The sequence below is a fragment of the Mesorhizobium alhagi CCNWXJ12-2 genome (assembly GCF_000236565.1).
Lineage (GTDB): Bacteria > Pseudomonadota > Alphaproteobacteria > Rhizobiales > Rhizobiaceae > Allomesorhizobium > Allomesorhizobium alhagi.
This window is the reverse complement of the sequence record NZ_AHAM01000073.1, coordinates 1-11,232: the sequence shown is the minus strand read 5'-3', so window position 1 is coordinate 11,232 and position 11,232 is coordinate 1. Positions and strand designations below refer to the sequence as shown.

The window sequence follows — 11,232 nt, the reverse complement described above, 5'->3', positions numbered from 1 at the left end:
ATGCTGCGCGACGTCGACTACGTCCTCGCCAAGCTTGACTGGATGCGGGCCGAGCGCATCTGGCCGAACGGCCTGCGCTATCTCTGGACCGACGCCTTCGGCGTCGTTCTCTACATCTCGCTCTACCATGAAACCGGCGAGGAGCGCTGGCTCGAGGAGGCCGAGCGGCTGGCGGCAGATGTCGAACGCGTCCTCGGCCGTCCGCGCGGGCTGCGCATCGGCGAGGCGGCGGACCGCGACGGCCAGTATTTTCACTATCTCGCAATGTGGCTGTTCGCGCTGGCGCGGCTTGGCGACATCAAGCCCGAATACCGGCAGCGCGGCATCGCGCTGGCGCGCGAGATCCACCCGGCATTCGTGATCCCCGGCCGCGGCGTGATCTGGAAGATGCAGGAGGATCTCAGCGGCCCCTATCCCGGCTACGGGCTCGGCGCGATGGACGCCTATGACGGCTATATCTCCTACCGCATGCTGGACGAGGACGCGCTCGCGCCGGAGATCGCCGATATGAAGGGCCTGATGGAGCGCGACTGGCGTACGCTGGAAATCGAGCAGGACCTCGGCCTCGGCATGATGCTCTGGCTCGCCCATTTTTTTCCCGGCGAGCCATGGGCCAAAGGGCAGACGGAGCAGTCGCTGGGAATGCTCGACACGATGTGGGTCGATCCGCCAGGCTACTTCTGCCGCGCGCCCTGGCTGCGCGCCACGAAGATCGCCTTCACCAATTACGGCGTCTCGCTCGGCCTGCAGGCGACCGGCGTCTGGCCGGAGCGTATCGAGCGCCTGCACGCCTTCTTCGAGGATTGGCATTCTGGCGACGAATACGACCGGGAGGCTATTACCTGGGTGATGACCTGCACGGCGCATCTGCCGGGCGCATTCATCTCGGCGAACGCCGGTTGACGGCGGAACATTCCGGAGCCGCCGCAGTTGGTCGGGCAGTTCAGGGAGATGCCCCATGCCCGCAAACCAAACCTCGCAACTCATCGCAGGCTGGCCCGAGGAATCCCGTGAGGCGGCACAACTCGTCATCGACAAGTATGGCGAGCCCGACGAGGCCACCGATACGCAACTGACCTGGCACAAGCCCGGCCCGTGGAAGCGGATCGTCGCCTCGAGAGCGTTCTACGAGCACAACTTTCCGGCGCCGCACATCGATTCCGTCGAATCCGTCATCGACTACCGGGTGCCGCCGGAAAAATTCGACGAACTCGCCGAATTCGACGGCAGCATCATCGCCGAGCGCACCGCCGGCGAGGTGTCGGCCCGCTGCCACGACGAGCAGGCGAATTTCCTTGCGCTAAACCTGATGCACGACATCGTGACCGGCGCAAAATCCGTGCAGCAGGCGCGGGACTATTACGCCAAGGAGTTCGCGGATTTCCGGCGCAAGAAGCCCACGCCCTACATGGAAAAGCTTCGCTTCACGCCCGCTGCCGACGATTCGACCGACCCGGACGTGCGGGTACTGTCCGACGAGGATCTCGAACAAGCGAAGCGCGAGGGCGAGGCGCACAACCGGGCGGCATCATGATCCAGCTCCCCGGCAAGTCCGGAAGCTGCTGGACGGCGACAGCGCGTCCAACCGCCTATCCCGCGCTTGAAGGCTCCATCCATGCCGAAACGTTGGTGGTCGGGGCAGGCATCGTCGGCCTCACGACGGCGCTTCGCCTTTGCGAGGAAGGCCGCGAGGTCGTGGTGCTGGAAGGACTTCGCGTCGGCGGCCAGGTGACGGGCCGCTCGACCGCCAAGATCACGACGCAGCACGCGCTGATCTACCGACACCTGATCGACACGCTCGGCTTCGACCTCGCGCAGGATTATGCCGACGCCAACCGCGCCGGCGCCACCCAGATCCGGGAATGGGCGCTCGCCTTCGACATCGCCTGCGACCTCGAAGAGAAGTCTGCCTATACCTATACGCAGAGCCCCGCGCGACGCGGCGAGATCGAGGCGGAAGCCGAGGCTGCGCGCCGGCTGGGCCTGGACGCCGATATTCTCGACCGCGCGCCGCTGCCCTTCGACACCGCCGGCGCGCTGCTCTTTCCCGACCAGGCGCAGTTCAACCCGGCCATGTACCTGACCGGCCTGGCCGAGGCCGTCACCGCCCGCGGCGGCCGCATCTTCGAGCGGAGCCGCGTCCGGCATATCGGCGAGGCGAGCCGCTGGCGCGCCGTCACCGACAACGGCACGGTCCATGCCGAGCACGTGGTCGTAGCCACCAACATGACCGTCAAGAGCCCGGTCGGCATGGCCAACCGGACCCAGCCGCGCAGCCATGTCGCAATGGCCTTCCGCGTAGACGATCCGCTGGCCGTCGACGGCATGTTCATCGGCATCGACGACCCGACGCGCTCGATCCGCATGGGCCGCGACGCCGAAGGCCCATTTCTTGTGGCGCTCGGCCCGAAATTCAACACCGGCCAGGATGGCGATGTTGCGAGGCGTTTCGTCGAACTGGACAACTGGGCCAAGGCGAATCTCCCCGTCGGCGAAGCCGTCTGGCGCTGGTGCAACGAGGATTACGACACGCCCGACCGCGTGCCTTATGCCGGCACGCCGGACCCCGAAAAAGCGCCCGGCTTCCACATCGCCGCCGGCTTCAACGCTTGGGGCATCAGCAACGGCACCGCCGCCGGCATGATGATCGCGGAACTCATCCGTGGCCGGTCGAGCCATTGGCAAAAGCTCTACGACCCGACACGGCCTTACCCTGAGGATTTCCACCGGAACGGCGACAGCCAGTCAATCGTGGCAGGCGTGGAAGATATCGCGCCCGGCGAAGGCGGCGTGATCGTCAGGGGCGAGGAAAAGATCGCCGCCTGGCGCGACGAAAGAGGAGAGCTTCATGCCGTTTCGGCGGCCTGCACCCACAAGGGCTGCACCGTGACCTGGAACAATGCCGAGCGGAGCTGGGACTGCCCGTGCCACGGCTCGATCTTCGCCGCCGACGGGTCCGTCATCCACGGCCCCGCCCGCAAGCCGCTGCCGCCGGCGCAACTCTGATCCGCCGCCGCGCTGTCAGTGCACGTTCTCGCGCGGCTCGGCCACGCGCCTGATGTCGGCCGGCAGCGCCTCGAATATCTTGGCGGCCTGCCCTTCCCCGACATGTTTGGCCATGACCCGGCAGACGACGCGCAGCGCGTCCTCCGAATCCACCGGCCGGGTGAACTGCATGTCTTCCTTGATCTTGCCGAGGAACTCGTCGAGCGAGCGGATCTTGTCGGGCGTCGTAGATGGCTTGTAGCGGTCGAAATAGGCGCCGCGCACGAGCAGCGGCAATTGCGAACCCAGATGCGCCGCGAGGTCGGGCTGGACCCTGTCCCGCACTGCCCGGAGAACCGAGCCGAGCATATGCCATGCAAGCTGGCGGTCGGGGCCCATCTCCTCCATGATCTCGTCGAGCCAGATATTCGTGGTCTGCAGCGTCTTGTCGAATACGTCCAATCCGGTGGCGCTCATCGCTACCTCCTGTTTTCCTGCGCTTGCCTGTGTGCCTGAAAAACAGGGCCGAACGGCCATGGTTCCCAAAAATCGATCACGATTCAGGCGTTTCCACCGGACGCACCTTGGCGGCGGTCGGCCCGGTATCGCCCATATCCTCGACGTAATGGACTTCGTCGCCGCGCTTCAGCTTGTCGAAATCGCCGCTGAGCAGACTATTGCGGTGGAAGTAGAGCAGCCCGCCCTCCTTGGTCATCAGGAAACCGTGGTCCTCTTCGGGATGCATCTCGGCCACCTGGCCGAGGAACTGGTTCGTCCCGTCATGATAATCCGCGGTCGCGCCGCCCTCGCGCTGCCGCTTGAATTCGACGATCTGCCGTTCGGCGGCGTCGAAGGCGTCGGAGATGGCGTTGCGCAGATCCGGGTTCTGGAACTTCTGCATCAGGCGTTCGGGTTCATAGGCGACGACCAGATCCTTGTGGCCGGGCACACTCATCTCGATATGGACCACCGGCGGCGTCCGGTTCTTGTCGGCGCGCTGGTCGACCCGCACGCGACAGCCCACCAGCCCGCCATAGAGCTTTTCCAGTTTGTCCACGCGGGCGCGGATCTCGCTTTCGGCGGCGTCGGATTTGTCTATTCTGTGGAAGGCGATTTCGAGAGGGATTTGCATCGGTTTTCTCGCTATTGTCTGGCCGCGCGGGCGGCAACCTGCCAACGTCCCTGCCGAACGATCGTTCCGGCAATTTTCGGGGGCTGGACCGTTCGGTCCGAATGCTTCAGAAGCCGACGTTGCGCTGCGGCTTTCGCTCACGAGCCGGATTTGCGGGCGCGATCGAGGGACCGCCGCAACACCTCGAATATGCGGTCGTCCAGCGTTTGAGAAACGTTGAAACGCATGAAATTGCCGGCGGACTGCGACACGCTGAATGCATTCCCCGGCGCCAGAACCACGTTTTCGGCAACCGCCGCCCGGGCAAGGTCTGCTGCATCGACGTCACCGGGAAGACGGCACCACAGCAACATGCCTGCCTCCGGCATCAGCCAGGGTTCAATCGCGATGGCTTTCAACCTGGCCGCAACATCGGACATGGCGCTGCCGAGACGGCTGCGCAGGGTCTCCATATGCTTTCGGTAGCGGCCATCGCTGAGCACGGCCAGAACCAGTTCGGCGCCCAGCCGCCCGCCGCCGAACGAGGTGGCGATCTTAAGATCGATGAGCCCTTCGATCCATTCCGGGCGCGCGGCCACGAACCCGCATCGCACCGACGCTGAAATCGTCTTGGAGAAGCTGCCGATCAGGACGACGCGGTCGAGCCCGTCGAAGGCTGAAAGACGCGGCGCCGGCAGGCGCTCGAAGTCGGCGAAAAGATCATCTTCGATGATGGTCAGCCCGAATTGATCCGCGAGCTTGAGCACCTTGTGAGCCACAACCGGAGACAGGATCGCGCCGGTTGGATTGTGGATCGCGGAATTCGTGATGTAGAGCCGCGGACGATGCTCGTTGAGCGCCTGTCCATATAGCTCGATGTCCGGACCGACGGGCGTATAAGGCACGCTGACGATCTTGGCGCGGTGGGCGCGAAGCAGGGCCTGGAAGTTGAAGTAGCAAGGATCGTCGACGAGCACGGTGTCGCCGGGCTCAAGCAAGAGGCGACACAGCAGATCCATTGCCTGCGTGCCGGATTCCGTCAGCATGATCTGGTCGGGCGAAGACTCGATGCCTCGTTCGGCCATGCGCCGCGCCAGGAACTGGCGCAGTGCCGGCAGGCCCAAAGGGGAGCCGTAGTCGGCAAGCACGGCACCGTCAGCGCGCGCGAGTGCACGAAGCGCCCTCCTGATGCTGTCCTCCGGCAGCCATGACGGAGGAAGCCAGCCGCAGCCGGGCTTCAAGACGCCGTCGCTTGATTCCAGCGATTGCCGCGAGACCCAGAAAGGATCGACGGCGCGGTCGACCTTGGGGCCGATCTCGGAGAGCGACAGCGGAGCCGTCTGGTTGGCGACGTAGAATCCAGAGCCTGGACGTGAGCGGATCGCTCCCTCCGCAACCAGCCGCTCGTAAGCATCCACGACTGTTGAAGGCGAAACCTTCAGCGCCGAAGCGGATTTCCGGATCGACGGCAGCCTTGCGCCCGGCGTCAGGCTGCGTCCGGCAATGCGTTGCCGGATCGTAGCCATGACCATGTCGACACGAGTGCCTCCTGCCGTCTGTTCGTCCATCCGTACTGCCCCTTTCAGCATAACAGTTCGGCTAAATTGTACCGAACCGTTACTGGCTGCGCCAGCCGCCGGAGCAGATAAGGGGCCGGCAAATCGAAGGGTCGGGGCATGGACAGGACAGCGGCAGGTTGGATCAACGGGTTAATCGGCGTCCTGATCTTCAGCGGCTCCCTGCCGGCGACGCGGGTTGCTGTTATGGAACTCGACCCCGTGTTCCTCACCGTCGCCCGCGCCGCCATCGCCGGCCTCCTGGCCGTCCTCCTGCTGCTTGCCTTCAAGGAGAAGCGCCCGGCTCGCGGCGACCATGTTCCACTGATGATCGTCGCATTGGGCGTTGTGGTGGGCTTTCCGCTCCTTACCGCGCTTGCGCTCCAATACGTCACTTCGGCGCATTCCATCGTCTTTATCGGATTGCTGCCGCTGGCGACGGCTATCTTCGGCGTGATACGCGGCGGCGAACATCCCCGCCCGGCTTTCTGGATGTTCTCGCTGCTGGGCAGCTCGCTGGTGGTCGGCTTCGCGCTGATGCAGGGCCTGTCAGCCTCACCCCAAGGCGATGCCTTGATGCTTGCCGCCATCATTGCCTGCGGGCTCGGCTATGCCGAAGGCGCAAGATTGTCGCGCTCGCTGGGAGGTTGGCAGGTCATCTCATGGGCGCTTGTCCTGTCGCTGCCCGTCATGATGCCGCTCACATGGTTTCTGATACCGCCGTCATTTGCGGGCGTGGGTACGCCGACCTGGATCAGCCTTGCCTACGTATCCTTGTTCAGCATGCTTATCGGCTTCGTGTTCTGGTATCGCGGACTGGCGCAGGGCGGCATCGCTGCCGTGGGGCAGTTGCAGTTGCTTCAACCGTTCTTTGGTCTCGCTTTGGCGGCGACGCTGCTCCATGAACCCGTAAGCGGACTCATGCTCGCGGTCACCGTCGGCGTTATCCTGTGCGTAGCCGGGGCGCGGAAGTTCGCAAGGTAACGTTCGGCGACCGGAACGGCGCTTGCAGCAACCGGACGGAAAACGCAAAAAAAGCCGGCCCTTGCAGGCCGGCTTCACATGACCATCACTGGCCGTCGGCTCTCGCCTACTGCAGCATCGTCTTGACGATGCCGCTGGCCTTGCCGAAGTCCATCTTGCCCGGGAACTTCTCCTTGAGCGCGTTCATGCAGCGGCCCATGTCCCGCAGGCCGTCGGCGCCGACCTCGTGAATGACCTGCTGGCAGGCCTGCTTCACGGCGTCCTCGCCGAGCTGCTTGGGCATGAAGCCGCGGATGATCGCGATCTCGTCGCGCTCCTGCGCCGCGAGTTCCAGCCTGTTGCCTTCCTCGAAGGCCTTGGCCGATTCCTCGCGCTGCTTCACCATCTTGGCCAGGATCTGCATGATCTCCTCGTCGCTGACGGGGTCCTTGCCCGCGCCGCGATTGGCGATGTCGCGATCCTGGATTGCCGCGTTGATCAGGCGCAGCGTCGACGTCGACCGCTTGTCCTGGGCTTTGAGCGACGATTTGAGTGCCTGGGCGATTTGCTCGCGCATGGCGGAATCTCCTTTACCGGCGAGCGACAATAACGCCCGCGACCGATCAACGCAAACGCAATGTGAGCCGCCAAGTTCCTGTTTTCCAAAGGAAATTATTTGGCTTCACCGCGTCCGTGGTCATTGACCGGTCGGGCTGCTTCGCTTATTCTCCGCGCCTTGCATGAACTGTTTTGCCGTGCACGGGGAGTTCGCGACCATCGCGGCGTCCCGTGCTTTTCGTTGCGCCATATGGCCTTTTGCGGGCCGCTTTTCAAGGGCGCAGCCTGCCTGACCCGATCGACACGGAGCACCGCTATGGCCGCCGCCACCGCCCCCTGGGCAACCGAAATGCCGACCGCCCTTCTGGTGCTCGCCGACGGCACCGTCATCGAAGGGCGCGGGCTCGGCGCGACGGGCAGCGCTGTGGCTGAAGTGTGCTTCAACACGGCGCTTACCGGCTATCAGGAAATCCTCACCGACCCGTCCTATGCCGGCCAGATCGTCACCTTCACCTTCCCGCATATCGGCAATATCGGCGCCAATGACGAGGATATCGAGGACCTGAACCCGGCGGCGCGCGCCGGCGCTGTCGGCGCCGTGTTCAAGGCCGACGTCACCAACCCGTCGAGCTACCGCGCCTCCGGCCATCTCGACCAGTGGCTGAAGCGGCGCGGCGTCATCGCCATCTCGGGCGTTGACACCCGCGCGCTGACCGCGCTGATCCGGGAGAAGGGTGCGCCCAACGCCGTCATCGCGCACGCGCCCGACGGCAGGTTTGACATCGACGACCTGAAGGCCAGGGCAAAGGCGTGGTCCGGCCTTGTCGGCCTCGACCTGGCGAAGGAAGTCACCTCCGGCCAGTCGTCGGTCTGGCGGGAAACGCCCTGGGTCTGGGATGAAGGCTATGGCGAGCAGGTCGAGCCTTCCATGCACGTCGTCGCCATAGACTACGGCATCAAGCGCAACATACTGAGGCTGCTTGCCGGCCTTGGCGCCAAGGTCACCGTCGTGCCGGCCAGGACCGGCGCCGACGAGATCCTCGCCATGAAACCGGACGGCGTCTTTCTCTCCAACGGTCCCGGCGACCCGGCCGCCACCGGCGAATACGCCGTGCCGGTGATCAAGGATCTGCTGAAGACCGAACTGCCGGTGTTCGGCATCTGCCTAGGCCACCAGATGCTGGCGCTGGCGCTCGGCGGCACGACCGAAAAGATGCACCAGGGCCATCACGGCGCCAATCACCCGGTGAAAGACCATACCACCGGAAAGGTCGAGATCGTGTCGATGAATCACGGCTTCTCGGTCGATTCGAAGTCGCTGCCCGAAGGCGTCGAGGAAACCCACGTCTCGCTGTTCGACGGCTCCAATTGCGGCATCTCGCTTGCCGGCAAGCCGGTGTTCTCGGTGCAGCATCACCCCGAGGCCTCGCCCGGCCCGCAGGATTCGCACTACCTGTTCCGTCGCTTCGCCAATCTGATCCGCGAGAGGAAGGGCGAGCCGGCGCTGGCCGAACGTTGAGCGGCTGCGCCGAAACCCCGCACCCTTTCAAGGGGATAGGCACAATTCTGACCCGAACTGGCCACATTTGCAGGCCATGATTCGGCATGCGGGGGCATGCGTAGAGGGTTCAGTGTGAAAAATTTCCGTAAACTCGGCGCCGCCGGCGTACCGAAACGGCTGTTTCGGGTGCGCCTGGATTGGCGCAAAGCCCGCAGAATGGCGGGCGTCGCCGCCGCCGTGTCCTCCGTGGTCGCGGCCGGTACGTTGAGCGCAATGTTCGTCGACCACCTTGCCGAACGCGCCGTGATGCGCGCCGCCGCGGAAGCCCCCGCCACGGTGCGTGAAACCATCAGGGCTGCCGCCGCCGACAAGGCCGAGGCGGCGCTCGCGGCGGCGAAGGCCGCCCCAAAGTCTGCCACGCCGCTCCGGCACGACACCGCTCAAGCCAAGGCCGCGCCTGCCGGCCTGCAAGCCGCCGCTCCGGCGCAGCGCGCCGCGACGGTCGCGTTGAAACCGGCGGCAACATCCGCGCCGAAATTCCCGGGCCAGGAAAAGACGCCGTCAGCCGCGCCCGCAATGGCCTACGCCGAACAAGGCGACGCGACCGGGCGGCAGTTCGACGGCTCGGCCTCGGAGAATGACGACCCAGCCGACGAGACCGCGATCGCGACGGTTCCCCTCCCCGCCTCCGCTCCATTCCCCGAGCCCCGCGACGAGGAAGCCGGCAAAGCGGAAGAAGAGGCCGAGGAGGGTCGCGAGGCGCGCGTGACAAAATATGTCAATCTGCGCTCCGGTCCCAATGACGAGTCCAGGGTCGTCGCCGTGGTGCCGGCCAAGGCGTCGGTCAGCGTTCTCGACTGCAAGGCCTGGTGCGAAGTCGTGTTCGACGGCAAGAAGGGCTGGATCTACAAGCGCTTCATCCGCGAGTCCTGACGGCCCGGCCCGAGGGCCGGCGGGGATTCCATCCGCGGCAAAGGCCTGTCACGCGCCGATCGGCACTTTCAGCTGCTGGCCCGGGAAGATCAGGTTCGGATTGTCGATCACCAGCGGATTGGCGCGCACGATGCGCTGGAACTGGGTCGTGCTGCCATAGTGCTCCTCGGAGATCTTCGACAGCGTATCGCCCGGCTTCACCACATGGATGCGGAAGCCGATATAGTTTTGGACGATGCGCGGACCGTAGATCACCGGCACGATCACCTTGTTGATCTCCGAACCGTCCTGCGCACTCTCCTCGAATACCTCGACGAACAGCCGGTCGAGCTGGAAGGCAGCCGCGCCGATCGCCGCTTGAACCTGGAACTGGCCGTGCTCGCCAGTGCCGCCGCCGACAGTGAAGAAGCCGGTGCGCTCGTCATGCCCGTCATGGACGCGCCAGTTGAGCGTCGCCTCGAACCCCTGGCCGATGCCGGATATCAGTACGGGATCGCCGACGAGGTCGAACGGTTTCGGCTGCTGGATTTCATTGGGCATGGCGGTGTGCTCCTTGCGGGGACTGCGGGAGCATAGAATGCAAGGGGCGGGCAGCGATGTCGGTGAAGCAGATCACATTGGCGCGAGAAAAGGCGGTGGGCGCACTCTTCCTTCTCCCCGTTCACGGGGAGAAGGTGTCACGAAGTGACGGATGAGGGGCTGAGCCGGCATTGGACAGTTCGTGCTGCCCCTCACCGCCTCGGATTTCTTCCCGTAGGAAAGCGGGAGAGGAGAGAAGCCTCGGCGTTGCGCCAAACCCTCAGATCGGGTTGTTGAATGTGTCGCAATCCGCCAGCTTGCCGCTCTGGAAGCCGCGATTGAACCAGGTCGCGCGTTGCTCCGACGTGCCATGGTTGAAGCTCTCGGGCACGACATAGCCCTGTGTGCGGCGCTGCAGCGTGTCGTCGCCGATCTGCGTGGCGGCGTTCAGCGCCTCTTCGAGATCGCCCTGTTCGAGCAACCCCTTCTGGTTGGTATAGTGCCCCCATATGCCGGCGAAGCAATCGGCCTGCAATTCCACCCGCGTCGACATCTGGTTGGCCTCGGCCTGGCTCATCGACTGCCGCATCTCGTTGAACTTCGGCAGTATGCCGGTCAGGTTCTGGATGTGGTGGCCGACCTCGTGCGCCAGCACATAGGCCTGCGCGAAGTCGCCGGCGGCCTCGAACTGGCGCTCGAGTTGGTCATAGAAGGCGAGGTCGATATAGACCTTGCGGTCGCCCGGACAGTAGAACGGGCCGGACGCCGCCGAGGCATAGCCGCAGGCCGAGCGCACCTGTCCCGAAAACAGCACCAGCGTCGGCTCGGTATAGTCGAGCCCCTCCGCCTGGAAGATGCCGTTCCACACATCCTCCGTCTCGGCGAGCACCGTCGAGACGAACTGGGTCATCTCGTCGCTTGCCTGGGTGTTTGTCTCTGTGATCTGCCCGCCTCCGCCACCCGGCCCCTGCGGTCCGCCGGCAAGCATTTCGAGTGGGTCGATGCCACAGGCGCGCAGCGCGAAAAACAGCACGATGAGGATGATTATGCCCGAAATGCCGCCGCCGCCGGCGCCGCGGCCGATCGGGATGCGCAATCCGCCGCCG

At 64.8% G+C, this 11,232-nt stretch carries 12 protein-coding genes; 6 read left to right on the top strand and 6 right to left on the bottom strand.

The genetic code is table 11. The features are described 5' to 3' along the window. From MAXJ12_RS10060 to MAXJ12_RS10050, 3 genes are read left to right on the top strand one after another with little or no spacing between them, the layout of a single operon-like run. Complete coding sequence (locus MAXJ12_RS10060; RefSeq protein ID WP_008835725.1) at positions 1–903, top strand: glycoside hydrolase family protein; 903 nt, start codon at positions 1–3, stop codon at positions 901–903. 55 nt (positions 904–958) lie between these two features. After that, positions 959–1,534, top strand: a complete 576-nt coding sequence (locus tag MAXJ12_RS10055) for a hypothetical protein (RefSeq protein WP_008835724.1) — start codon at positions 959–961, stop codon at positions 1,532–1,534. Further along, on the top strand, positions 1,531–3,006 hold the full coding sequence (locus MAXJ12_RS10050; protein ID WP_008835723.1) for an FAD-dependent oxidoreductase: 1,476 nt from the start codon (positions 1,531–1,533) through the stop codon (positions 3,004–3,006). The genes MAXJ12_RS10055 and MAXJ12_RS10050 overlap by 4 nt, the downstream gene beginning before the upstream one ends. Before the next feature lie 15 nt (positions 3,007–3,021). Here MAXJ12_RS10050 and MAXJ12_RS10045 read toward each other — a convergent pair whose 3' ends face one another. From MAXJ12_RS10045 to MAXJ12_RS10035, 3 genes are all read right to left on the bottom strand, one after another. Further along, complete coding sequence (locus MAXJ12_RS10045; RefSeq protein WP_008835722.1) at positions 3,022–3,462, bottom strand: DUF2267 domain-containing protein; 441 nt, start codon at positions 3,460–3,462, stop codon at positions 3,022–3,024. A gap of 76 nt (positions 3,463–3,538) precedes the next feature. Beyond that, a complete protein-coding gene (locus MAXJ12_RS10040) occupies positions 3,539–4,117 on the bottom strand; it encodes an HPF/RaiA family ribosome-associated protein (RefSeq protein ID WP_008835721.1) in 579 nt (192 codons plus the stop codon). 137 nt (positions 4,118–4,254) lie between these two features. Next, positions 4,255–5,664 carry an aminotransferase-like domain-containing protein gene (locus tag MAXJ12_RS10035; RefSeq protein ID WP_008835720.1) on the bottom strand — a complete coding sequence of 470 codons (1,410 nt, stop codon included), beginning with the start codon at positions 5,662–5,664 and terminating at the stop codon, positions 4,255–4,257. 108 nt (positions 5,665–5,772) lie between these two features. On the opposite strand from MAXJ12_RS10035, the gene MAXJ12_RS10030 reads away from it, so the two are divergent. Further along, the gene (locus tag MAXJ12_RS10030; RefSeq protein ID WP_008835719.1) at positions 5,773–6,636 is read left to right on the top strand and encodes a DMT family transporter; all 864 of its coding nucleotides are present in this window, start codon (positions 5,773–5,775) and stop codon (positions 6,634–6,636) included. Positions 6,637–6,742: 106 nt separating this feature from the next. Here MAXJ12_RS10030 and MAXJ12_RS10025 read toward each other — a convergent pair whose 3' ends face one another. Further along, positions 6,743–7,192 (bottom strand): GatB/YqeY domain-containing protein, encoded by a 450-nt coding sequence (locus tag MAXJ12_RS10025; protein ID WP_008835718.1) that lies wholly within the window; start codon positions 7,190–7,192, stop codon positions 6,743–6,745. A 297-nt stretch (positions 7,193–7,489) separates the two neighbouring features. On the opposite strand from MAXJ12_RS10025, the gene carA reads away from it, so the two are divergent. Both carA and MAXJ12_RS10015 read left to right on the top strand, forming a co-directional pair. Next, positions 7,490–8,692, top strand: coding sequence for a glutamine-hydrolyzing carbamoyl-phosphate synthase small subunit (carA, locus tag MAXJ12_RS10020; protein WP_008835717.1), 1,203 nt, complete (start codon positions 7,490–7,492; stop codon positions 8,690–8,692). 114 nt (positions 8,693–8,806) lie between these two features. After that, a complete protein-coding gene (locus MAXJ12_RS10015) occupies positions 8,807–9,607 on the top strand; it encodes an SH3 domain-containing protein (RefSeq protein WP_008835716.1) in 801 nt (266 codons plus the stop codon). 48 nt (positions 9,608–9,655) lie between these two features. On the opposite strand, the gene MAXJ12_RS10010 is transcribed toward MAXJ12_RS10015, so the two are convergent. Together MAXJ12_RS10010 and ypfJ are read right to left on the bottom strand one after the other, a co-directional pair. Beyond that, positions 9,656–10,147: a LysM peptidoglycan-binding domain-containing protein gene (locus MAXJ12_RS10010; protein ID WP_008835715.1), complete on the bottom strand. Its 492-nt coding sequence runs from the start codon at positions 10,145–10,147 to the stop codon at positions 9,656–9,658. A 259-nt stretch (positions 10,148–10,406) separates the two neighbouring features. After that, the coding region (gene ypfJ, locus MAXJ12_RS10005) for a KPN_02809 family neutral zinc metallopeptidase (RefSeq protein ID WP_008835714.1) at positions 10,407–11,232 on the bottom strand (826 nt) is incomplete at its 5' end.

What these genes read in the sequence shown, in the direction of transcription:
- MAXJ12_RS10035 (WP_008835720.1), bottom strand. Translation starts at nt 5,664, where the DNA reads ATGGACGAACAGACGGCAGGAGGCACTCGTGTCGACATGGTCATGGCT.
- MAXJ12_RS10045 (WP_008835722.1), bottom strand. Translation starts at nt 3,462, where the DNA reads ATGAGCGCCACCGGATTGGACGTATTCGACAAGACGCTGCAGACCACG.
- MAXJ12_RS10030 (WP_008835719.1), top strand. Translation starts at nt 5,773, where the DNA reads ATGGACAGGACAGCGGCAGGTTGGATCAACGGGTTAATCGGCGTCCTG.
- carA (WP_008835717.1), top strand. Translation starts at nt 7,490, where the DNA reads ATGGCCGCCGCCACCGCCCCCTGGGCAACCGAAATGCCGACCGCCCTT.
- MAXJ12_RS10025 (WP_008835718.1), bottom strand. Translation starts at nt 7,192, where the DNA reads ATGCGCGAGCAAATCGCCCAGGCACTCAAATCGTCGCTCAAAGCCCAG.
- MAXJ12_RS10060 (WP_008835725.1), top strand. Translation starts at nt 1, where the DNA reads ATGCTGCGCGACGTCGACTACGTCCTCGCCAAGCTTGACTGGATGCGG.
- MAXJ12_RS10040 (WP_008835721.1), bottom strand. Translation starts at nt 4,117, where the DNA reads ATGCAAATCCCTCTCGAAATCGCCTTCCACAGAATAGACAAATCCGAC.
- MAXJ12_RS10055 (WP_008835724.1), top strand. Translation starts at nt 959, where the DNA reads ATGCCCGCAAACCAAACCTCGCAACTCATCGCAGGCTGGCCCGAGGAA.
- MAXJ12_RS10050 (WP_008835723.1), top strand. Translation starts at nt 1,531, where the DNA reads ATGATCCAGCTCCCCGGCAAGTCCGGAAGCTGCTGGACGGCGACAGCG.
- MAXJ12_RS10010 (WP_008835715.1), bottom strand. Translation starts at nt 10,147, where the DNA reads ATGCCCAATGAAATCCAGCAGCCGAAACCGTTCGACCTCGTCGGCGAT.